Source organism: Azospirillum ramasamyi, assembly GCF_003233655.1.
Classification (GTDB): Bacteria; Pseudomonadota; Alphaproteobacteria; order Azospirillales; family Azospirillaceae; genus Azospirillum; species Azospirillum ramasamyi.
This window is the reverse complement of sequence record NZ_CP029831.1, coordinates 189,371-214,599: the sequence shown is the minus strand read 5'-3', so window position 1 is coordinate 214,599 and position 25,229 is coordinate 189,371. Positions and strand designations below refer to the sequence as shown.

Sequence of the window (25,229 nt, the reverse complement as noted above, 5' to 3'; positions counted from 1 at the left end):
GCGGTCAATGGCGAGCAGTCAGTGGTGCGTCACCGCTCCCGCCGGGGTGGAGGGGAGGTCCGCCGACCGCTCCGCCTTCGCGCCGGCCAGCCGGCGCAGCAGGACGTAGAAGACCGGGGTCAGCACCAGACCGAACAGGGTGACGCCGATCATGCCGGCGAACACCGCCACGCCCATGGCGTGCCGCATCTCCGATCCGGCGCCGGTGGAGGTCACCAGCGGCACCACGCCCATGATGAAGGCGATGGAGGTCATCAGGATCGGGCGCAGGCGCAGGCGGCTGGCCTCGATGGCGGCCTGGACGGTACTGCGGCCCTGCTCCTCCAGTTCGCGGGCGAACTCGACGATCAGGATGGCGTTCTTGGCGGACAGGCCGACCAGGACCATGAAGCCGATCTGGGTGAAGATGTTGTTGTCGCCGCCGGTGATCCACACGCCGGCCAGCGCCGACATCAGGCTCATCGGCACGATCATCAGGATCGCCAGCGGCAGGGTCAGGCTCTCATACTGCGCCGCCAGCACCAGGAAGACCAGAAGGATGCTGATCGGGAACACCCACAGCGCGGAGTTGCCGGCCAGGATCTGCTGATAGGTCAGGTCGGTCCACTCGAACCGCACGCCGCGCGGCAGGGTCTCCGCCGCGATGCGCTCGGCCGCCGCCTGCGCCTGACCGGAGGAGAAGCCCGGCGCCGGCCCGCCATTGATGTCGGCGGCGGTGTAGCCGTTGTAGCGCACCACCATCTCCGGGCCGTAGCTGGGCGCCACCCGCACCAGCGAGGACAAGGGCACCATGTCGCCGCGGTCGTTGCGGGTCTTCAGCAGGCCGATGTCGCCGGACTCGGCCCGGAACGGCGCGTCCGCCTGCACCCGCACCTGGTAGACGCGGCCGAAGCTGTTGAAATCGTTGACATATAGCGAGCCCAGATAGATCTGCATGGTGTCGAACACCTCGCCGACCGCCACGCCCTGCTGCTTGGCCTTCACCCGGTCGAGATCGACGTCCAGTTGCGGCACGTTGATCTGGTAGCTGGAGAAGGTCGGCCCCAATTCCGGCGTCTGCATCGCCTTGGTGACGAAGGCGTTCACCGCCGCGTTCAGCGCCTCGTAGCCCAGCGCACCGCGGTCCTCCAACTGCATCTTGAAGCCGCCCAGCGTGCCGAGGCCCATCACCGGCGGCGGCGGGAAGATTGCGACGAAGGCTTCCTTCAGGCCGGCATAGCGTTGTTGCAGGGTGGCGGCGATCGCGTCGGCCGACAGGCTGGCGTCGCCGCGCTCGGCGAAGGGCTTCAGCGTGACGAAGACGATGCCGGCGCTGGAGCTGTTGGTGAAGCCGTTGACCGACAGGCCGGGGAAGGCGACGGCGCTCTGCACGCCCGGCTGCTTCAGCGCGATGTCGGTCATCTCGCGGATGACGGCCTCGGTGCGGTCGAGCGAGGCGCCGTTGGGAAGCTGGGCGAAGCTGATGAGGTATTCCTTGTCCTGGGCCGGGACGAAGCCCATCGGCACCGCGCGGCCGAGCAGGACGGTGGCGCCCAGCAGCAGCACATAGACCAGCATCATCATGCCCTTGTGCCGCACCACCCCGCCGACGCCGCGGCCATAGCCGGTGGAGGCGCGATGGAACACCCGGTTGAACAGGCGGAAGAAGCCGCCGAACACCCGGTTCATGGCGCGGGTCAGCCAGTCCTGCGGCTGGTCGTGTCCGCGCAGCAGCACCGCCGACAGGGCCGGCGACAAGGTCAGCGAGTTGAAGGCGGAGATGACGGTGGAGATCGCGATGGTCATCGCGAACTGCTTGTAGAACTCGCCGGTCAGGCCGCTCATGGCGGCCAGCGGCACGAAGACGGCGACCAGGGTCAGCGCGATGGCGATGATCGGTCCGCTGACCTCCTGCATCGCCTTGTAGGTGGCTTCCTTGGCCGACAGGCCGGACTCGATGTTGCGCTCGACATTCTCGACCACGACGATGGCGTCGTCCACCACGATGCCGATGGCCAGCACCATGCCGAACAGCGACAGCGCGTTGATCGAGTAACCCAGCAGAAGCATCAGGGAGAAGGTGCCGACGATCGACACCGGCACGGCCAGCAGCGGGATGATCGAGGCCCGCCAGGTCTGCAGGAAGACGATCACCACCAGCACCACCAGGGCGACCGCCTCCAGCAGGGTGTGGATCACCGCGTCGATGCTCGACCGCACGAACTGGGTCGGGTCGTAGACGATGCTGAAATCGATGCCGTCGGGCATGTCGGCCTTCAACTCGGCCATCGTCGCGCGGATGGCGTCGGAGATCGCCAGCGCATTGGCACCCGGCGACTGGTTGATGCCCAGCGCCACCGCCGGCTTGTTGTCCAGCAGCGACCGCAGCCCGTATTGCGCCGCCGCCAGTTCGACCCGCGCCACGTCGCGCAGATGGGTGACGCCGCCGTCCTTGCCGATCTTCAGGACGATGCCGGCGAACTCGTCCACCGTCTTCAGCCGGCCTTGCGCGTTGATCGACAGCTGCAGCGGCGTGGTCGGCAGGCTGGGCGAGGCGCCGATGACGCCGGCCGCGACCTGCACGTTCTGCTCGCGGATCGCCGCCACCACGTCCGACGCGGTCAGGCCGCGCTCCGCCACCTTGTTGGGGTCGAGCCAGACGCGCATGGAATAGTCGCCGGCACCCCACACCTGCACCTCGCCGACACCCTGGATGCGGCTGATCCGGTCCTTGACGTTCAGGATGGCGTAGTTGCGCAGATAGGTCATGTCATAGCGGTCGTTGGGCGACAGCAGATGAACGACCATGGTCAGCGTCGGCGAACTCTTCACCGTCGTCACGCCCAGGCGCTGCACATCCTCCGGCAATCGCGGCAGGGCCTGGGAGACGCGGTTCTGCACCAGCTGCTGCGCCTTGTCCGGATCGGTGCCGAGCCGGAAGGTGACGGTCAGCGCCATGTTGCCGTCGCTGTTGGCCTGCGACTGCATGTACAGCATGTTCTCGACGCCGTTGATCTGCTCCTCCAGCGGAGCGGCGACGGTCTCGGCGATGACCTTGGGGTTGGCGCCCGGATACTGCGCCCGGACGACGACGGAGGGCGGGACCACCTCTGGATATTCGGAGATCGGCAGCTGGAACAGCGAGATCGCACCCGCCAGGAACAGCGCCACGGACAGGACCCCCGCGAAGATCGGGCGGTCGATGAAGAATTTCGAGATGTTCATGACGGCTCTCCCGGCGGGCGTGGATTACTGCGCCGTGGATGCGGTGCGGATGGATTCCGGCGTGCCGTTCATCGCGACCGTGCGCGGGCTGACGCGGCTGCCGGGACGGGCATGCTGAAGGCCGTTGACGACGATGCGCTCGCCGGGCTCCAGCCCGCTCTTCACCACCCGCAGGCCGGCCTGCTGGCTGCCGGGCACGATGGCGCGGTAGGCGACGGTGCCGTCCTCCGCCACCACCAGGACGAATTTCTTGTCCTGATCGGTGCCGATGGCGCGGTCGTCCACCATCAGGGCCTCATGCGGCTGGCTGCCGCCGACCTTGATGCGGGCGTAGAGGCCGGGGACCAGCAGCCCGTCGGCATTGTCGAAGCGGGCGCGCACGCGGATGGTGCCGGACGCCGCGTCCATGCGGTTGTCGACATGCTCCACCGCGCCGTCGCGGGAATAGCCGGCCTCGTTGGCGAGACCCAGCTGCACCGGCACGCCGGCCGCGTCCTTCACCCCGGCGATGTGGGTCAGGTAGGTCTGCTCATCGACATCGAAGGAGGCGTAGATCGGCGAAACCGACACCAGCGTGGTCAGCGGCGCCGCGGCGGCGCCCGCCGCCACCACATTGCCGACCGTCACCTCGGCCCGCGACACGCGGCCGGAGACGGGCGCGCGGACCTGGCTGTGCTCCAGGTCGATTCGGGCGATCTCCAGCGCCGCCTGGGCGGCCTTCAAATTGGCGGCGGCGGCGCGGGCCTCGTTCTCCTTGCTCTCCAGGGACTGGCGGGAAATGGTGTCGTCGCGGACCAGCCGTTGGGCGCGTTCCAGATCCGCCGCGGTGAAGCGGACGCGGGCCTGGGCGGCGGCGACCTGCGCTTCATGCCGGGCGACCTCCGCCGCGAAGGGGCGCGGGTCGATGGTGAACAGCACGTCGCCCTGGCGGACCAGCGCGCCGTTGCGGAAATGCACCGCGGTGATGGCGCCGGCCACCTGGGGCCGCACCTCCACCCGGTCCACCGCTTCCAGCCGGCCGGAATAGGACTGCCAGTCGGTGATCTTGCGGACCACGACGGGCGCGACGTCCACCTCGGGCGGCGGCGGGGCGGTGGCGGCCGTCTGCGGGGCGTCGGCATGGCCCTGGGTGACGACGACCCCGGCGGCACCCGCCGCGGCGACCCCGGCGATCAGGAGAAGGGCGAGTTTGGAACGTGACTTGGTCATGAGGTCTGACTCCGGCCTGGAGGTGAATAGGGTGAGGAAAATGTCAGGCGCGCGCGGCGGGCAGCCGGCGGCGCAGGAAGTCGGTGACGGCCTGCAACGCCGGCCGGTGGCCGGGCAGGGCGTCGTGGGAAATGGCGGGAAAGCGGGTGACCTCGGTCGGTACCCCGGCGGCGATCAGGCCGGCGGCGTATTGCTCGGCCTCGGTGCGCAGCATGTCGTTCTGGGCGGTGACGATCAGGGCCGGCGGCAGCCCGCCCAGCCGGCGCGATTCCAGCGGCGCGGCATAGGGGTGCAGCCGTTGCGCCGCCTCGGGCAGATAGGCGCGGTAGCAGCGGGCGCAGTCGGCCATCGTGCTGTCGAACAGGCGTGCCGTGGCGCCGCCCTTCCGGTCGCCATCGCCGATGCCGCTGCGGCTGGCCCGCGTCAGGCTGGGGTCCAGCATCGGGCCGAGCAGCGCCTGCGCCGCAAGGCTCACCCCGCCCAGGTCGCGGGCGAGGAAGGTCAGGGAGGCGGCGACATGGCCGCCGGCATCATAGCCGACGACGCCGAGCCCGCCGCGGCCGACGCCCAGGGACGGCGCCGCCTCGGCGGTCCACAGCGCCGCGCGGTAGGCGTCCTGTGCGGCGGTGGGGAAGGGGTGGGCGGGGGCCAGGGAGTAGCCGACCGACACCACCAGCGCCGGGGTTTCGGCGGCGATGGCCGCCGCCGTTTCCTCCGCCTCCTCCAGAGAGCCGGAGGTGAAGCCGCCGCCATGCAGATAGAGCAGCGCCGGAACCGCGAGTCCGATCAGCGGCCGGTACAGTCGCAGCCGGATGTCCTGGACATGGCCGGCGATGGTCCGGTCGTCGACCGCGAAGGGGCAGGGCGCCATGTCCGGTGCCCCGCCGCGCTCCGCGCCCGTCGTTTTTGTGCTCGTCGACCGTCCCATCGCCGTCCGGTGCCGTGGCACCCCTCCCGCATTGCAATGCGGTAGAGTGTGGCTCCCGTGGGCATGCCAATAAATACCGGGTCAGCGGCAACACAATTCGGCTGGGATGAACAATCGCCGGCCATTTGTCGGGCAGGGCCGGCGAAGGGCGATCCTCACCGCTCGTTGAAGCTGTCGGACAGGGCGAAGTAGATGGGCTTCAGCAGGTATTCCAGCAGCGACCGCTCGCCGGTGGTCATTTCCACCTGGGTCGTCATGCCGGGCAGAATCGGGTGCTGGGCATCGTCGCGGCCGACATGGTTGCGGCTGAGCGCGATGACCGCCTTGTAGTAGGGGCGGTGCTGCTCGTCCAGGAAGGTGGAGGCGGAGATGCGCTGCAGCGTGCCGGTGATGGCGCCGTAGCGGGCGAAGTCGTAGGTCAGCACCTTGACCGTCGCCTCCTGCCCGACATGAAGGTGGCCGACGTCGCGCGGGGTGACATGGGCCTCGACCGTCATCTCATGGTCGATCGGGACGATCTGCATCAGCACGCCGCCCTCCGGCACCACGGCGCCGACGGTGTTGATGCGCAGATCCTGCACCAGCCCGCGCACCGGCGCCAGCACGGTCAGCCGCTGGGAACGGTCGTCCAGCTTTGCGCGGGCCTCGCGCAGCTGGGCGATCTCGGCGGTGACGGTGCCCATCTCGTTGACCGCGTCCTGCGCCAGCTTGGCCGTCTGGTCGAGGATGCGGTTGCCGGCCTCGGTGATCGCCTGATGGGTGGCGATGATCTGTCCCTCGATCCGCCGCTGCTCGCCCATTAGGCGGGACTGTTCGCGCTGGGTTTCCAGCGATTGCAGCTTGGACGACAGCCCCATCAATTCCAGCTTGTTGCGGATGTCGACCGATCCGGTGATGAAGGTGATCTGGTCCTTGATGCTGGCGAGCTGGCCCTCATACAGCGCCAGTTCCGCCTCCCGCTGGGAGACCTGGGCGCGCAGCACGGCGATGGCGGTGTCGCGGGCCTGGCTCTGGGTGTCGTAGATCAGGCGCTGGTCGGCGATCTGCGCCTCCGCCTGCGGCGTGTCGGCGCCGGCGACGCGCAGGAATTCCGGCTCCCGCCCGGCGGCGAAGGCGCGCAGCCGCTCCGCCCGCAGTTCCAGCGTCAGCAGGCGGGCGTTCATCTGCTCCCGCTCCGCCTGGACCTGCTTGGGGTCGAAGACGATCAGGGGCTGGCCGGCCTCCACCAGATCGGTCTCCTTGACCAGGATGGTGGACACGATGCCGCCTTCCAGATGCTGGACCACCTGGGCGTTGCCGGACGGCACCACCTGCCCGGCGGTGACGACGGCCTCCTTGACCGGCATCATCGTGGCCCAGGCGAGCAGGGCCCCCATCAGCAGGACCAGCACGACGATGGTGGCGCGGACCAGCGACAGCGTCGCATCGTCGGCGCTGAGCGATTTGCCGGTGGGGCGGGCGAGGTCTGAAGCGGCCATGTTGCTGTTCACACGCGATCGGAGAGGAATGGGGAAAGGCGGATCAGTGCTGGCGCGTGGCGACGCCGCCGGGCGGGCGAGGCAACCCGATCCCGCCCAGCAGCGCCCCGGCGATGGTGTTGGCGACGCTGTTGCCGCCGCCGGCCGGACCGCCCATCGGTCCGGTTGCGGGCCCCGCTCCGGGAGCGGCGGGCCGCGGGCCGGGCAGCCCGCCGGCCGGGCCGGCCGGGGCGATCATGCCGGCATCCATGGTCAGCACCGTGTCGGCCAGCGTCAGGTGGCTCGGCCGGTGGGTGACGAGGAAGATGGTGCTGTGTCCGCGCAACGCGGACAGCGCTGCAAGCAGGGCCTTGTCGCCCTCGAAATCCAACCGGCTGGCCGGCTCGTCGAGCAGCAGGATGCGCGGTCGGCGGATATAGGCACGGGCAAGGCAGATCTTCTGCGTCAGGCTGGGGGACAGGCGCAGCGACTGGTTGTCGCCGATGCGGGTGTCCAGGCCGCGCGGCAGCGCCTCCACCTCGTCCAGGGCGCCCGCAAGCGACAGCGCCCAGCGCAGTTCGGAATCGTCGGCGGTCTGGTCGGCGAAGCGCAGGTTCTGGGCGATGGTGCCGTAGAACAGGGTGCTGGCCTGCGGGACATAGCCGACCGACTTGCGCAGGTCGATCGGGTCCATCTGGCGGATGTCGATCCCGTCGATGCGCACGTTGCCGGCCTGCGGCGCGTAGAGCCCCAGCATCACCTTCAGCAGCGACGACTTGCCGGCGCCGTCCGAGCCGACGATGGCGACGATCTGCCCCGGCTTGACCGTGAAGGACACGCCGACCAGGGCCGGATCGGCATCGTTCCGATAGCGCAGCGAAACGCGGGAGAAGGACACCTCGCCCTTCAGCTTGCGCGGCGGCAGGGTGGCGCAACGAGGCTCGCGCTCGGGCCGGATGCTCATCAGGCCGTTGATCTGGCGGGCGTTCGCGCGCAGCTGCTCGATGCGCGGCAGCATGGAGACGGCGGTCTGCAGCGGCACCATCACCCGCCACAGCAGCATCATCGACGCCATCAGCGCGCCCGGCGTCATCGTGCCGGTGAAGACCTGGAGCGCGCCGACGCCGACGGTGGCGAGACCGGCGATCGGCACCACCAGGCCGGCCAGCGCCGCATGGGTGGCCGACAGGTTGGCGGCGGTGTGGCCCGACCGGGCGGTGCGGGCGGAGAGGCGATCGTAGCGGTCGCGCCAATGGGCGAGGCCGCCGATGGCACGCAGCGCCGGCATCTTGGCGACCATCTCCACGAAGAATTCCTGCCGCTCGGTGTCGGCGCGGGCGGTGGTTCCGGTGCGGGCGCGCACCAGCGGATGGACGGCGGCGCCGATGGCGGCGATGATCAGCACGGCGCCCAGCGGAACCAGCGCCAGCGGGCCGCCCAGAACCGCCAGGACGCCCAGGTAGAACAGGGCGAAGGGCACGTCGAACAGGGCAGCAACCTGTCCCTGGCTGATGAAATCGCGGATCGATTCCAGATCCTTCACCCGCGCGATCTGCGTGCCGATGGCGGCACGCTCGCTCATGCCCACCGGCAGCATCAGGATGCGGTCGATGGTGGCGTTGCTGATGGTCCGGGCGATGCGCGATCCGGCATGGGCCAGCGCCCGGCCGCGAATCTGGCGCAGGGCGAAATCGCCGCCGATCACCAGCGCCGCGCCCACGGCGATGGTGGCGAGCGTGTCGAAGGATCCCGTGCCGATCACCTTGTCGTAGATCGCCATGGTGAACAGCGGGGCGGCGACCGACAGCAGGTTGATGACGGCGCTCAGCCCCAGAACGGCCCATAGGAGCGGCATGTAGCCATGGATGACCGTGCCGACCCAGTTCTGAGTCCCGGCGCCGGTCGTGGTCTCCAGAGGGTTGAAGGCATAGGCGGTTCCCTTGCCGAAATTCAGCGTCATCGTGTCGCGCGACTGGCCGCTGAAGGCGACGACGCCGTCGGCATCGGCGGACAGCAGGGTGTAGACGCCGCCATCGCGGCTGCGGAACAGGCAGGGCATCAGCGACGGATCAGGCCGCGCGAGGTCGATGCGCAGGCTGCGCCCCTCGAAATGAAGGCGCTGGAGGACGTCGCACATCTCCTCCACCGTCTGCACCTCGGAGAAGTGCGGCAGGGCTTCCGCCAGGGTCTGCGGGGCGCCGCGCCAGCCGAGCGCATCCAGCAGCGGCACCATGCAGGCGCCCACCGCCGACGCCTCCGACAGGCGGCGGCGCAGGATGTCGCCATCGTCGTGGGCGGCGCGGATGGGTTCGGCATCCGGCACGGCGGTCCCGCCGGCCGGCGGCGTGCCGGCGTTGGGGGCGGGGAGGGCGGGCTGGGCGCCTGCGGCTTCACCGCCGGCCGGGCCGCGGCTGACCGCATGGCCTTCGACGATCTGCACCACCCGGTCGGCCAGCGTCAGCAGTGACGGGCGGCTGGTCACCAGCAGGATGGTGACGCTGCCCCGCAGCTCCTCCAGCGCGCGGCGGAACTGCCGGTCGGATTCGGTGTCGAGGGAGGAGTTCGGCTCGTCCAGCAGCAGCACCGCCGGCTCGCGGACCAGCGCGCGGGCGAGGCAGATCATCTGGCGGGCGCCGCGCGGCAGCGCCTCCTGCGAGGCGTCGCCGACGATGGTTTCGTAGCCCTGCGGCAGGCTGGCGATGCGGCGGTCGAGCCCGAGGCGGCGGCAGACCTCCATCGCCAGATCGGCCCGCCCGGGGTCGAACAGGGTCAGGTTCTGCAGGATGGTGCCTTTGAACAGCTCCGGATGCTCGCCGACATAGACGACGCCGCCGATGCCGATCATGGCGTCGGTGTCGGTCCGGCTGCGCACGCCCACCCGCACCTCGCCGGAGTTCGGCCGCAGCACGCCCAGGATCAGGCGCAGCAGGGTCGTCTTGCCCGTCGAATTGGTCGCGACGATGCCCAGGAACTCGCCCGGCCCGACGCTCAGCGACAGGTCGGTCAGGATCTCCGGTCCGCGCTCATAGGCGAAGCGGACCTTGTCCATCTCGATCGTGCCGGGGAGGAGCGGCTCCTCCACCGCGTCCGCGGCCCCATTCCCAGTCTGATCCCCAGCCCGCAGCGTGCCCCCGTCGGACCCGACCTCCAGCAGGACATGGCCGATGCGGCGCAGCGACAGCGTCACCGACTGATAGCGCACCCAGCGGTCGAACAGCGACTGCACCGGCTGGACGCAGCGCCCGGCCAGCATCGAGCAGGCGGTGAGCACGCCGGTCGTCATCATCCCGTCGATGACCGAAACGCTGCCCAGGATGACCACCAGCATCATCGTCGCCTGCGACAGGGTGGTTGCGACGACGGAGGCGGAGCCGCTCAGCCGGGCGACGTTGAAGTCCTCCTCGCTGCAGCCCTGCTGAAGGCGCTCGTGGCGGCGCAGCAGGCCGGCCTCCGCCCCCAGCCCCTTGACCGTGTGGACGCCGCTCAGCACCTCGCTGATGAAGTTCAGGCGGCGCTCCTCCAGCACATGGCGGTTCTCCAGCGCCCGGCGCATCCGGCGGCCCAGGACGGCGCCGACCACCAGGAACAGCGCCAGCACGCCCAGCGGGATCAGCACCAGCCAGCCGGCCAGCAGCGCGATCAGCCCCAGGTAGAGCACGGCGAAGGGGATGTCGATGGCCGATTGCAGCGCTTGGCCCGAGTAGAACTCGCGCACCATCTTGATGGCGCGGTAGACCTCGAAATGAGTGCCGATCCCTTGCTGGGAAAAGGCGTTCAGCGGCATGTGCATCAGGCGGTCGATCAGCGACGCGCTCGACCGGTGTTCGATCCGGGCGCCCATCCAGGTGGTCAGCGCCGAGCGCGCCACCCGCAGGATCGCCTCCATCACCACCGCCACCCCGCAGCCGATGCCGAGCAGCAGCATGGTGCCGTAGGACTCGTTGGGCAGGATGCGGTCGTAGACGTGCAGCAGCGTCACCGGCAGCGCCAGCCCGAAGACGTTCAGCGCGAAGGAAGCCAGCACCAGCATGGCCCGGTCACGGCGCGGACCCAACATGCCCGACAGCAGACGACGCGCGGCCTTTTCCGCCGCCCGGTCGTGGGCGGCGGCGGCTTTCGCCGATGCGGTCTTCGCCGATGCGTGGGCGGCGGACGGTTCGATGCGGGTGGCAGAGGGGGATGCGGGCTGCAAAACGACCAACCTGGGCACAGGGTTAACCTAGCAGCCAATCAACAGCATAATTGCTAGTGATAGGTAAATCCACGAATAGCAACAAAAGGCAACCGAGTGGCAAAGCTTCCTTCGCGCACCCCTTTCGAAACTGCGCGAAAGGGGTGTTAAATGTTTATTCCAAAATGCTTTTCCGTCCTTCGGGCACCTATGGCCGCGGGGCGGCGGCGGGTGGGATGCCAGCCAAGCTGTTGAAAATCATCACAGGAAATTTCTTATCACAAGCAAGTGGGGGCGCTAGAACCTAGCGTCGTGACGTGTAGCGTGGCGCGATTTTGCACCCGACTTATGGAGCGGTCCGATGGCTGAGGAAGCGGTTGAGGGCAACACCCCGTCGGTGGACGACCGTCAGATCCTGGACGATCTGACCCTCCTGCAGCAGGTCGACTCGACGCGGTTGGGCGGCTTGATCCACGAGGCGAGCTCCGTACAGCTTCAGCGGCCGGACGACACGCTCGGCTATGTCCAGACCGACTATCGCGGCGCCGAAGAACTCATGATCGGCGGCATCGTGCAGACCGGCGAGGTGGCCGGCGAATCGGTGGCGGTGGCGACCGACCAGGCGCAAGTGGCCGAACTGCTGGCCGGCGACGTGCTGCGTACGCCGGGCACGCTGGGCTCCGGCCCCTCCGGCCCCGACGGATCGGGCCTGTTGACGGAGGAGCGCCGCGGAACGGCCGCCGCGCCGGCTGAGCGGGTTGATCTGCTGTCCAACGCGCGCACCACCACGACATTCACCGAACTGTCCGCCGACTTGTCCGACACCCCGGTGGCGGAGGCGCCCGACCCGGTGATCGCCACCGCGGTCCTCCCCGACATCGTGGCGCCAGTAGCCGTCCAGGCCGCGCCGGCGACCGCCGGTGGGGGGACTGCCCCGACCCCGCCGCCGGCCCCGGTTTCCGACACGCCGAACCTGTCGGTGAACGGCGTGTCCGGCGACGAAGACACGGCCATCGCCTTGAACATCGATGCCGCCCTGACCGACACCGGCGGGACGGAGGTGCTGACCATCACCCTGTCCGGCATCCCGGATGGGGCGATCCTGCGCGACGCCGCGGGCACCATCCTGACGGTGGTGAACGGCACCATCCTGCTGACCTCATCGCAGGTTCCCGGTCTGACCCTGACGCCGCCGCCGAACAGCGGGGACAGCTTCACCCTGACCGTCACGGCGACCAGCACCGACGGCACCGCCGCCCCCAACAGCGTCACCGCGACCCTGCCGGTCACCGTCAATCCGGTGTCCGACACCCCGACGCTGAGCGTCGCCGCCACCACCGGGGCGGAAGACACGGCGATTCCGCTCACGATCGATCCGGCCCTGACCGACACCGACGGCTCGGAGACGCTGAGCGTCACCATCAGCGGCATCCCGCCCGGCGCGGTCCTGACCAATTCGGCCGGCGAGACGCTGACGATCGCCAACGGCTCCATCACGCTGACGCCCGGCCAGCTCACCGGATTGGCGATCATCCCGCCGCTGAACAGCGACGTGGACTTCACCCTGACGGTGACGGCGACCAGCACCGACGGCACCGCGGCTCCAGCCAGCACCAGCGCCCCGCTGCTGGTCACGGTCAACCCGGTTTCCGACATGCCGACCCTGGCCGTCCAGGCGGCGAGCGGCAGCGAGGACACGGCGATCCCGCTGACGATCAACCCGGCCCTGACCGACACCGATGGGTCGGAGACGCTGACCATCACCCTGTCCGGCATCCCGGACGGGGCGGTGCTGCGCAATGCCGGCGGTGCGCTGGCGGTGGTGAACGGCAGCGTGACGCTGACCCCGGAGCAGCTCGCCGGCCTGACGATCACGCCGCCTTACAACAGCGATGCCGACTTCACCCTGACCGTCACGGCCACCGCCACCGACGGGACCGCAACGCCGGTCAGCACCAGCGCGCCGTTGCTCGTCACCGTCAATCCGGTGTCCGACACCCCGACGCTGAGCGTCACCTCCGCCACCGGGGACGAGGACACCGGCATCCCGCTGGTCATCGATCCGGCCCTGACCGATACCGACGGTTCGGAGTCGCTGAGCATCACCATCAGCGGCATCCCGGCCGGCGCCAGCCTGCGCAACACGGCCGGCGAGACGCTGACGATCAGCAACGGCGCCATCACGCTGGCGCCCGGCCAGCTCGCCGGCCTGACGATCACGCCGCCGCTGAACAGCGATGTCGATTTCACCCTGACCGTCACCGCCACCGCTCGGGATGGCGGAGCCGATCCCGCCAGCACCAGCGCGCCGCTGCTGATCACGGTCAATCCGGTCACCGACACGCCGACGCTGAGCGTCGCCGCCGCTATCGGGGACGAGGACACCGGCATCCCGCTGACCATCGACCCGGCCCTGACGGATCTGGACGGCTCGGAAACGCTGACAATCACCATCAGCGGCATTCCGGCCGGAGCGAGCCTCAGCAACACGGCCGGCGACGCGCTGGTCATCGACAACGGCTCGATCATCCTGACGCCGGAGCAGCTGGCCGGGCTGAAGATCACGCCGCCGCTGAACAGCGACGTCGATTTCGACCTGACGGTGACCGCCACTGCCAAGGACGGCGTCGCCGATCCGGTTTCGGTGAGCGAGACGCTGTCGGTGACTGTCAACCCCGTGTCGGATACTCCCGACCTGACCGTTCAGGCCGCGACGGGAAATGAGGACACGGCGATCCCGCTGACGATCAGCCCGGCGCTGACGGATACCGATGGCACCGAGGTGCTGACCATCCGCATCAGCGGCATCCCGGACGGCGCCAAGCTGGAGAACACGCAGGACGGCACGCTGACGGTCACCGGCGGCACGATTACCCTGACGCCGGAGCAGCTGGCCGGGTTGAAGATCACGCCGCCGCTGAACAGCGATGTGGACTTCACGCTGAGCGTGACCGCGATTGCCAAGGACGGCAGCGCGGTCGAGGCGACCCGGACTGAGGCGCTGCAGGTAACGGTGAACCCGGTGTCCGACATGCCGACGCTGACGGTGCAGGCCGTCACCGGCAACGAGGACACCGGCATCCCGCTGACCATCGACCCGGCCCTGACGGATCTGGACGGCTCGGAAACACTGACGATCACCATCAGCGGCATTCCGGCCGGAGCGAGCCTCAGCAACACGGCCGGCGACGCGCTGGTCATCGACAACGGCTCGATCATCCTGACGCCGGAGCAGCTGGCCGGGCTGAAGATCACGCCGCCGCTGAACAGCGACGTCGATTTCGACCTGACGGTGACCGCCACTGCCAAGGACGGCGTCGCCGATCCGGTTTCGGTGAGCGAGACGCTGTCGGTGACTGTCAACCCCGTGTCGGATACTCCCGACCTGACCGTTCAGGCCGCGACGGGAAATGAGGACACGGCGATCCCGCTGACGATCAGCCCGGCGCTGACCGATACCGACGGGTCGGAGACGCTGACCATCCGCATCAGCGGCATCCCGGACGGCGCCAAGCTGGAGAACGCGCAGGACGGCACGCTGACGGTCACCGGCGGCACGATTACCCTGACGCCGGAGCAGCTGGCCGGGTTGAAGATCACGCCGCCGCTGAACAGCGATGTGGACTTCACGCTGAGCGTGACCGCGATTGCCAAGGACGGCAACGCGGTCGAGGCGACCCGGACCGAGGCGCTGCAGGTAACAGTGAACCCGGTGTCCGACATGCCGACGCTGACGGTGCAGGCTGTCACCGGCAACGAGGACACGGCGATCCCGCTGACGATCAGCCCGGCGCTGACGGATACCGATGGCACCGAGGTGCTGACCATCCGCATCAGCGGCATCCCGGACGGCGCCAAGCTGGAGAACACGCAGGACGGCACGCTGACGGTCACCGGCGGCACCATCACCCTGACGCCGGAGCAGCTGGCCGGGCTGAGGATCACGCCGCCGCTGAACAGCGACGTCGATTTCGATTTGACCGTCACCGCCATCGCCAAGGACGGCAGCGCGGTCGAGGCGACCAAGAGCGAGACGCTGCGCGTCACCGTCGATCCGGTGTCCGACATGCCGACGCTGACGGTGCAGGCCGTCACCGGCAACGAGGACACGGCGATCCCGCTGACGATCAGCCCGGCGCTGACGGATACCGACGGGTCGGAGACGCTGACCATCCGCATCAGCGGCATCCCGGACGGCGCCAAGCTGGAGAACACGCAGGACGGCACGCTGACGGTCACCGGCGGCACCATCACCCTGACGCCGGAGCAGCTGGCCGGGCTGAGGATCACGCCGCCGCTGAACAGCGACGTCGATTTCGATTTGACCGTCACCGCCATCGCCAAGGACGGCAGCGCGGTCGAGGCGACCAAGAGCGAGACGCTGCGCGTCACCGTCGATCCGGTGTCCGACATGCCGACGCTGACGGTGCAGGCCGTCACCGGCAACGAAGACACGGCGATCCCGCTGACGATCAGCCCGGCCCTGACCGATACCGACGGGTCGGAGACGCTGACCATCCGCATCAGCGGCATCCCGGACGGCGCCAAGCTGGAGAACACGCAGGACGGCACGCTGACGGTCACCGGCGGCACCATCACCCTGACGCCGGAGCAGCTGGCCGGGCTGAGGATCACGCCGCCGCTGAACAGCGACGTCGATTTCGATCTGACCGTCACCGCCATCGCCAAGGACGGCAGCGCGGTCGAGGCGACCAAGAGCGAGACGCTGCGCGTCACCGTCGATCCGGTCACCGACATGCCGACGCTGACGGTGCAGGCCGTCACCGGCAACGAGGACACGGCGATCCCGCTGACGATCAGCCCGGCGCTGACCGATACCGACGGGTCGGAGACGCTGACCATCCGCATCAGCGGCATCCCGGACGGCGCCAAGCTGGAGAACACGCAGGACGGCACGCTGACGGTCACCGGCGGCACCATCACCCTGACGCCGGAGCAGCTGGCCGGGCTGAGGATCACGCCGAAGGAGCACAGCGATCAGGACTTTACGCTGAGTGTGACGGCCATCGCCAAGGACCGCGATGCGGCAGAGGCGACGAAGACCGAAAACCTCCATGTTACCGTCAATCCGGTAACTGATACACCGACGCTGACGGTCAATCCGGCGAGCGGCAATGAAGACACTGCCATCGCACTGGACATCACCTCCGCCTTGACCGATCAGGACGGGTCGGAAACGCTGAGCATCGTCATCAGCGGCATTCCCAGCGGCGCCACGCTGTCCAATACGAAGAACGGCACGCTGACGGTCACCAACGGCTCGATCACCCTGACGGCGGATCAGTTGGCCGGGCTGAAGATCAAGCCGAAGGAGGACAGCGGCGACGATTTCACCCTGACCGTCACTGCGACCGCCCTTGACCGCGGGCTTTCCCCAGTTTCGGTCGAGAAGACGCTGGCTGTCACCGTCGTCGCGGTGGCCGACAAGCCGACGGTCTCCGTCACCAACGTCACCTACAAACTGGTGACCGGCCAGAACGATACGCTGACAGGAACCTCCGGCAACGACACGCTGTCGGGCGGTGCGGGCAACGACACCATTCGGGGCGGTGGGGGCGACGACGTCATCTATGGCGACGGCACAGGAACCTTCACGACCGCGTTGTCCATCGCCGCCGCCTTGAAGGACATCGACGGCTCGGAGACGATCTCCAAGGTGACGATCTCCGGCGTGCCGGCCGACGCCACCCTCAGCGCCGGCACCCGCAACGCCGACGGCACCTGGACCCTGACCGAGGCCCAGTTGGTCGGCCTGACGCTGACCGCCAAGGAAGGCGACAGCAACCGGCCGATCACCCTGACCGTGGTCGCCACCTCGGCCGAGGCGGAGAACACCAGCACCGCGGACAGCGAGCCCAAGACGCTGACCATCAACTTCACCGGTACGCCGCAAGGCAACGACAGCCTGGACGGCGGTGACGGCAACGACACCATTTTCGGCGGCGCCGGCAACGATACCCTGATCGGCGGAGAGGGCGACGACAGCCTGGACGGCGGAACCGGCAACGATCTGCTGGCGGGCGGTCCCGGCAACGACACCATCGACGGCGGCGCCGGCAACGACACGGTGACCTATGCCTCCTCCGCTGGCCCGGTGAATGCCAATCTGACGACCGGAGTCGGCACGGGCGACGGCACCGACGTTCTTCGCAATCTGGAGAACGTCATCGGCTCGGATTTCAACGACGTCATCACCGGCGACGGCGGTGCCAACAAACTGGAAGGTGGCGCCGGCAACGACACCATCACCGGCGGGGCCGGGGTGGACACCATCCAGGGCGGAGCGGGCGACGACCTGTCGATCTTCACCGTGGGCACCGATGGCGGCACCTCGTCCACGCCCGAACTTCAGGACGGCGACACCGGTATAGACACCTTCCGGGTCATGCTGACCACGGCCCAGCTGTCTGATGCGTCGATCCTGGCCGATCTGCGCACCCTGCGCGACCGGATTGAGGAGGCGGCTGCAAGACCCGATGCCGCGACCAGGGACACCGATGTCACCAAGGCTGCCACCCTGTCCGCGCTCGGCATCAAGGTTGCGGACTTCGAAAGGCTGGAGCTGTATGTCGACGGTCAGCCGGTCGATGTGCGGACCGCGTTGAATTACGCCCCGGCCGCGGAGGGCGCCACCACCAGAACCAACGAGGACGTCACCGTCACCGGCCGGCTGAGCGCGACGGACCAGGACACGGTCAATGGCCGCACCGACGACACGCTGACCTACAAGGGCCCCGGTGCGGACGGTGAATCCGTGCGCCTGCAGCACGGCACGCTGGTGGTGAAGTCCAACGGCGAATTCGAATACAGGCCGGACGCAGATTTCAGTGGGACGGAAACCTTCACCTTCACGGTGACGGATCGCTATGGCGGCACCTCCACCGCCACGCAGACGATCACGGTCGCCCCGGTCGCCGACCCGTTCCAGATCACCACGCTGGACGCGCGCGGCAACGAGGATGCGGCGGGCGGTATTCCGCTCGCCCCCACCATCACGCTGAAGGACGTCGATGACGCCAGCCCGGAAAAGGTGGAGAGCATCACCCTGACGATTCCGGCGCAGCTGGATGCGGCTGGTGCCAATCTCTATCTCGACGGCAAGCTTTTGGACCGCGTCGAACTCCGCGATGGCGGCGGCTTCAGCTGGACGATTCCGACCACGGCATTGCAGGCCGACGGCACCACTCCCGGGGTCTGGAGAATCCAGGGGTTGAAGATCGTCACCGACCCCGATTCCGATGCCGACCTCAACTACACGCTGAAGGTCGGTACGGTCGACGGCAGCGGATCCGGCGCGAGCCGCCTCGAGCAGACGGCGACCGGCACCATCATCGTGGACGCCGTCGCCGACGCTCCCAAGGTGACGGCCGCTACGGCCCGGACGACCGAGGATACCTCGGTCGCTCTCTCCATCAAACCGACCCTCACCGATACCGACGGGTCTGAGTCCATCAGCCAGATCACCATCAGCGGCGTGCCGGAGGGCGCGAGCCTTAGTGCCGGCGCTGTGGTGAGCACCCAGTCGGACGGCAGCACCACCTGGACGCTGACCCCGGAGCAGCTGGCGGATCTGCGGCTGACCCCGCCGAAGGACTTCTCCGGCACCATCACGCTGGGCGTCGTCGCCACCTCCAAGGAGAGGGAGAACGGCTCCACCGCCGATTCGGCCAAGGCCAACCTGAAGATCACCGTCACTGGCGTGGCCGACGCCCCCATCGTCACGCCCCAGCCGGCATCCGGCTATGAGGACAGCGCAATTCCGCTGGTCATCGACGCCCGGTTGTCCGACCTGACGGGTGAGACGCTCGATCGCATCACCATCACCGGCGTCCCGGAAGGGGCCAAGCTGTCCGCCGGCATTCACAACGCCGACGGCAGCTGGACGCTGACGCCGGCGCAACTGAGCAACCTGAGCTTCACGCCGCCTTCCAACTATTCGGGCGCGGTGACCTTGAAGATCACCGCCACCTCGGTGGAGGGGACGACAACCGCCACCTCGGAGCCTGTGTCGCTGGTGGTGACCGTTACCGCGGTCGCCGATACGCCCGTTCTGTCGGCCTCCCACGCGGTTGGGCGCGAGGATACCGCAATTCCGCTGTCGGTGGTCGCCGCCCTGACCGACCGCGACGGGTCGGAGGCGCTGACCATCCACGTCAGCGGCATCCCGGACGGCGCCAGCCTCAGCAACGCGGCCGGGGATACGCTGGTCGTCAGCAATGGGTCGATCACCCTGAGGCCGGAGCAGCTCGCCGGTCTGAAGGTCACGCCGCCGCTGAACAGCAATACGGCCTTCGATCTGACCTTCACCGCCCGGGCGACGGAAACCTCCAACGGCTCCTTCGCCGATGCCGACCCGGTGACCGTCCGTGTCGAGGTGCAGGGCGTCGCCGACGTGGTGACGCCGAACGGCCCGCTCAGCGCCTGCGGCGACGAGGACACGGCGATCAACCTGCGCCTCGGCGATTTGAAGCTGTTCGACAATGACGGGTCGGAGCGCCTGTCTCTGGTCATCAGCAACCTGCCGGCCGATTCCTGGCTGTCGCTGGCGGCGGGGCACGAGAGCGGTCTGGTCTATCTCGGCAACGGCCGCTGGTCGGTCGATGTCGAATACTGCGACGAATTGACCCTGACGACGAAGAAGGACTTCGCCGGCACCGTTTCGCTGAAGGTGGACGTCATCACCACCGACAGCAACGGCGCGCCGGTCGTCACGGTGAACGGCGTGACCTCGGGCGGGGTGCTGAAGGACACCCGCGACCTGATCGTCACCGTCGATCCCAAGGCGGATGAACCGAGCGTCTCCATCAGCGCCAGCGCGCTGGAGGATGCAGTCGGCGGCATTCCCCTGCACATCAGGGCGCTTACCAGCGATGTGGACAATTCGGAGCGAATCTCCGCGATCGTCGTTTCCGGCCTGCCGTCCTGGGCAAAGCTGACCAGCACGGACGCGGGTGCGCTGACCGACAATGGCGACGGAAACTGGAGCGTCGATCCATCCAGGCTCGACAATCTGCGGCTGATCGTGCCGCAGCACCGGGCCGGCGACTTCACCATCACGGTCAAGGTGACCGTGGTCGACGGCGCCGACAGCCTGACCAAGACCTACACCCCGACCGTCACCATCACCGCCGTGGCCGATGCGCCGGTGTCGAAAGCCGCCGATGGGTCGTTCGTGGCCTATCACGTCGACGACCACACGCTGACGGGCGGCGTGCCGACCGACTTTGTGCTGAACCTGAACGCCCACCTGCAGGATATGGACGGTTCTGAAAAACTGGCGGTCACCATCTCCGGAGTCCCCAAGGGCACGGTGCTGTCCCACGGCCTGGACAACGGCAACGGCACCTGGACGCTGACGGCGGAGGAGTACGCCAAGGCGATTTCCGAGGAAGAGGGCGGCGGCGGTGGCCTGAGGCTGACAGTCAAGGACGTCAATGCCGCCGGTATCGTCCACAGCGCCGACACGGCCAGCATCACGCTGACGGTCAACCCCTACACCATCGAAAGCGAGGGCGACCGCAACACCAGCGTGTCCGACAGTTTCGTGGTGCGCTGGACCACCTCGACCAGCCCCGGCGGCGGCTCGCCCGATCCGGGCGGTTCGAACGGTGGGGACAATGGCGGGGGCACCAGTCCGCCTCCGCCCCCTCCGCCGCCCCCGCCCCCTCCACCGCCCCCGCCTCCTCCGCTGGACCCCGACGCCGGCAGCGGCCGGCTGGCGGCCGTGACCACCGCCGAGGATACCGCGGTCGCCCTGGGCATCGAGGCCGGGTTGTCAAATCTGTCGGATGTAACCGCCGTCGTCCTGTCGGGCATTCCAACGGGTGCCAGCCTGACCAATACCGCCGGTGACACGCTGATCGTCGTCAACGGCTCCATCACGTTGACCAAGGCGCAGTTGGCCGGCCTGACGCTCAAGCCGGCCTCCGACAGCGATGCCGATTTCACGCTCACCCTCGATGTGGCCTCGGGCGGCAACGCCAGCACCAGGCTGACGCAGGACGTGATCGTCACCGCCGTCGCCGACAGCCCGGAATTGACCGTGCAACCGGCTTCCGGCGACGAGGACACGGCCATCGCGCTGAACATCGCCGCCGCTCTGAAGGACACCGACGGCTCGGAAATCCTGGCCAGCGTCGTCATCGAAGGGGTGCCGGCCGGCGCCACGCTGTCGGCCGGATATCTGGACGCCTCCACCGGACGCTGGGTTCTGACCCCCGACCAGCTCGCCGGGTTGAAATTCATCCCGCCGAAAGACGCGAGCGGCACCTTCCAATTGTCCGTCACCGCGGTCGCGCGCGAGATCAGCAACGCCGACCGGGCCACGACGACGAAGACCCTGACTGTCGATGTGGCGCCGGTCAGCGACGCGCCGTCGATTTCCGCCAGTTCGGTCACGGCGCAGGAGGATCACGCCGCCGGCCTGTCGATTTCGGCTGCGGTCGCCAATATGGTCGGCGGCGAGGCGATCACCGCGCTCCGGGTGACGGTTCCGGCCGGCTTCACCCTGTCGGAGGGCACGTCGCTCGGCAACGGCGTCTATGATCTGTCCGGCCTGACCCCAGCGCAGCGTTCCGCCCTGACCCTGACGCCGCCGGCCAACTTCGCCGGCACGGTGACGTTGACCGTCGCCGCCGCAGCCAGGGACGGCACGGCGGCGGAGGCCTGGTCGTCCAAGACCCTCGACGTCACCTACACCGCCGTCGCCGACGCGCCGCGCGTCATCGTCGAGGACACGACGGGGGCGGAGGATACGGCCATCGCCCTGAATGTGTCCGCAAGCCTCGTCGATACCGACGGGTCGGAGACGATGGCGGTCATCCTGTCCGGCCTGCCGGACGGCGCGGTGCTGAACAGGGGCTCCAACAACGGCGACGGATCCTGGACGCTGAAGCCCTCGGAACTGTCCGGCCTGACCGTCACGCCGCCGCGCAACTATTCCGGTGGCATGGACCTGACGCTGACCGCCACCAGCCTTGAAAGCTCCAACAAGAGCACCGCCATCACCACCGCCAACATCCATGTCGACGTCACGGCGGTGGCCGACGCGCCTACCGTCATCGTCGCCAACGCCTCGGGCAGCGAAGACACGGAAATCGCACTGAACCTCAAGGCGTCCCTCGTCGATACAGACGGGTCGGAGACGATGTCCATCGTCCTGTCCGGCATTCCGGACGGGGCGGTGCTGATCGATGCGAACGGCAACAGGCTGGCGCCCGTCGCCGGCGCGGTCGGCCTGACCGCGGAGCAGCTGAGCGGGCTGAAACTGCTGCCGCCCCCCAACAGCGGCACCGATTTCAACCTGACCCTGACCGCGACGACGAAGGAGCAATCGACCGGCGCCACCGCCACCACCAGTCAGCTGTTCCGCGTCAGCGTCGATCCGGTCGCCGACCAGCCCATCATCACGGCCGGTGCGCTGATCGGGACGGAAGACACCGTTCTGCCGCTGAACCTGTCGGTCGCCCTGTCCGATACCGACGGGTCGGAGCGGCTGGGGCTGGTGACCATCACCGGCGTGCCCGCCGGCGCGCTGCTGTCGGCGGGCACCCGTAACGGCGACGGCAGCTGGACCCTGACGCCGGCCCAGTTGAACGGCCTGTCGCTGACCCCGCCGGCTTATAGCGATGAGGCCATCACCCTGACCGTCACCGCCGTCAGCATCGAGTCCAACGGCAGCACGGCGACCAAGGTGGTGACCGTGCCGATCACACTGAACGCGGTGTCCAACACCCCGACCTTGGCGGTCACCGCCGCCAGCGGGAACGAAGACACGGCGATCAGGCTGACGATCGATCCGGCGCTGACCGACAAAGATGGCTCGGAGACGCTGACCATCACCATCAGCGGCATCCCGGATGACGCCAGGCTGGCCAACAGCGCGGGCGAAACCCTGACCATCACCGGCGGCAGCATCACCCTGAAACCGGACCAGCTTGCCGGTCTGGCGATCACCCCGCCGCCGAACGACGACGCCGACTTCACCCTGACCGTCACGGCGACGGCGACCGACCGCAACAATGCGTTGCCGGTCAGCACCAGCGCGCAGCTGCCGGTGACCGTCGCGCCGGTGACCGACACCCCGACCCTGGATGTCGCGCCTGCGACCGGGGACGAGGATACCCGCATTCCGTTGTCGATCAGCGCGCTGCTGGGCGACACCGATGGCTCGGAGACACTGAGCGTCACCATCAGCGGCATCCCCAGCGGTGCGAAACTCTCCAACTCCGCCGGCGACACCCTGACCATCAGCGGCGGCAAGATCACGCTTAATCCGAAGCAATTGGCCGGTCTGGAGATCAAGCCGCCTCCGAACGACGACAACGACTTCACCCTGACCGTCAAGGCCATCGCCAAGGACGGCGTCGCCGCTCCGGTCGAGGTGAGCAAGACCCTGTCCGTGACGGTCAACCCGGTTTCGGACACCCCGACCCTGACCGTGGCGGCAGCCTCGGGCAACGAGGACTCGGCAATCGCGCTGACCATCAACCCGGCCCTGACCGACAGTTCGGAGAGGCTGACCGTCACCATCAGCGGCATCCCGGATGGCGCCAGGCTGACCAATACCGCGGGCGAGACTCTGACCATCACCGGGGGCAGCATCACCCTCAACCCCGGCCAGCTTGCCGGTCTGAAGATCACCCCGCCGCCGAACGACGACACCGACTTCACCCTGACCGTGACCGCCACCTCCACCGACGGCAGCGCCACCCCGGCCTTCGTCGTGGCGCAGCTGCCGGTTACGGTGACGGCCGTCTCCGACGCGCCGACCCTGGTTCTCCTCCCCGCCACGGGGGTGGAGGACGGGACGATCCCGCTGTCGATCACTCCGGCGTTGATAGATCCTTCGGAGACGCTGACCGTCACCATCAGCGGCATCCCGGCCAAAGCCACCCTGTCCAATGCCGCCGGGGAGACGCTGACCCATTCCAACGGTTCGATCACGCTGACCCCAGACCAGTTGGCCGGGCTGGCGATCAAGCCGGCGCCCGACAGCGGCGCCAGCTTCACCCTGTCCGTCACCGCCACGTCGAAGGACGGCGACGCGCCGGCGGCCACCACCTCCGGCACGCTGGCGGTGACGGTGACCCCGGAGGCGGATACGCCCGATCTCACCGTGGTCCCGGCGGTCAACGGCAGTGAGGATACGGCGATCGCCCTGACGATCACCGCCGCCTCCACCGACATCGACGGGTCGGAAACGGTCAGCGTGCGGATCACCGGCGTGCCGAGCGGCGCCAGCCTGAATCACGGCACCCACAATGCGGACGGCAGCTGGACCCTCACCACCGCACAGCTGGCGGGCCTGACCTACACCCCGCCGGCCGACGCGACCGGACAGGTCATCCTGTCGGTCACGGCGATCGCCCAGGACGGGACCGACAGCGCCGAGGTGACCAGGACCGTGACGGTGACCGTCGATCCGGTGAACGACAAGCCGACCCTGGCCGCCGGCCACGCCGCCGTCGTCATCGCAGCCAGCGCCATCGACCATCCGGCGGTGGCCGCCGATGCGACGATCACCGACGTGGACAGCAGCGTCATGTCCGGCATGTCGATCCGCATCGCCGCCGGCTCGCAGGCCGGCGACACGCTGACCCTGGCCGGAATGACCATCGACACCGATCCGGCCACCGGCCACAAGACCGTGTCCGGTACGGGGATCGAGGTCAGCTGGAACGACGCCACCCACCAGCTTACCCTGGCCGGAGCCGCACCGACCGCCACCTACACCGAAATCCTCCGCCATATGGCCCTGACGCCCGGCGGCACCGGCGCCCGGACGCTGGAGGTGACGGTCAGCGACGACCAGGGGTTGTCGAGCGACCCGATGGCGCTGGAGGTACTGGTTTCGGGCGATGCGACGATGACCGGAAGCGCGGGCGCCGACATCTTCTATGCCGGCAGCGCCACGGTCAGCATGTCGGGCGGCGATGGCGACGACCTGTTCATCTTCGCGCCGCTCAACGGCGACCTGACGATCAATGGCGGCGCGGGCAATTGGACCGATGTGGTCGAGGTCGGGGCCTTCGTCGCCAATGCCGGTGGCAACTGGATGGAGCAGCTCGACGACCAGGGCATTGCCTATACCGTCGACCCTTCGGGCCGCGGCCTGACCTTCGATACCGAAACGACGGTCACGCTGGAGGACCAGAACCAACATCAGCTGGTTCTGCAGAACATCGAAAGGCTGACTTTCTGATGCGGAGGTGCGGCGGGCGCGGAAATTCGACGCGTC

6 protein-coding genes are annotated in these 25,229 nt (G+C 68.5%); 1 reads left to right on the top strand and 5 read right to left on the bottom strand.

The window, feature by feature from the left end; translation table 11 throughout:
• Positions 1-18 precede the first annotated feature (18 nt).
• The 5 genes from DM194_RS17540 to DM194_RS17520 all read right to left on the bottom strand — a co-directional run bounded on the left by DM194_RS17540 (position 19) and on the right by DM194_RS17520 (position 10,990).
• On the bottom strand, positions 19-3,204 hold the full coding sequence (locus tag DM194_RS17540) for an efflux RND transporter permease subunit (protein WP_111068868.1): 3,186 nt from the start codon (positions 3,202-3,204) through the stop codon (positions 19-21).
• A 24-nt stretch (positions 3,205-3,228) separates the two neighbouring features.
• On the bottom strand, positions 3,229-4,413 hold the full coding sequence (locus DM194_RS17535) for an efflux RND transporter periplasmic adaptor subunit (protein ID WP_111068867.1): 1,185 nt from the start codon (positions 4,411-4,413) through the stop codon (positions 3,229-3,231).
• A 43-nt stretch (positions 4,414-4,456) separates the two neighbouring features.
• Positions 4,457-5,284: an alpha/beta hydrolase gene (locus DM194_RS17530; RefSeq protein ID WP_246024437.1), complete on the bottom strand. Its 828-nt coding sequence runs from the start codon at positions 5,282-5,284 to the stop codon at positions 4,457-4,459.
• A 212-nt stretch (positions 5,285-5,496) separates the two neighbouring features.
• Complete coding sequence (locus tag DM194_RS17525; protein ID WP_111068865.1) at positions 5,497-6,819, bottom strand: HlyD family type I secretion periplasmic adaptor subunit; 1,323 nt, start codon at positions 6,817-6,819, stop codon at positions 5,497-5,499.
• Positions 6,820-6,862: 43 nt separating this feature from the next.
• Positions 6,863-10,990, bottom strand: coding sequence for a peptidase domain-containing ABC transporter (locus DM194_RS17520; protein ID WP_246024436.1), 4,128 nt, complete (start codon positions 10,988-10,990; stop codon positions 6,863-6,865).
• A gap of 340 nt (positions 10,991-11,330) precedes the next feature.
• On the opposite strand from DM194_RS17520, the gene DM194_RS28985 reads away from it, so the two are divergent.
• Positions 11,331-25,193, top strand: a complete 13,863-nt coding sequence (locus tag DM194_RS28985; protein WP_111068863.1) for a tandem-95 repeat protein — start codon at positions 11,331-11,333, stop codon at positions 25,191-25,193.
• Positions 25,194-25,229: the final 36 nt, after the last annotated feature.

What these genes read in the sequence shown, in the direction of transcription:
- DM194_RS17525 (WP_111068865.1), bottom strand. Translation starts at nt 6,819, where the DNA reads ATGGCCGCTTCAGACCTCGCCCGCCCCACCGGCAAATCGCTCAGCGCC.
- DM194_RS17540 (WP_111068868.1), bottom strand. Translation starts at nt 3,204, where the DNA reads ATGAACATCTCGAAATTCTTCATCGACCGCCCGATCTTCGCGGGGGTC.
- DM194_RS28985 (WP_111068863.1), top strand. Translation starts at nt 11,331, where the DNA reads ATGGCTGAGGAAGCGGTTGAGGGCAACACCCCGTCGGTGGACGACCGT.
- DM194_RS17530 (WP_246024437.1), bottom strand. Translation starts at nt 5,284, where the DNA reads ATGGCGCCCTGCCCCTTCGCGGTCGACGACCGGACCATCGCCGGCCAT.
- DM194_RS17535 (WP_111068867.1), bottom strand. Translation starts at nt 4,413, where the DNA reads ATGACCAAGTCACGTTCCAAACTCGCCCTTCTCCTGATCGCCGGGGTC.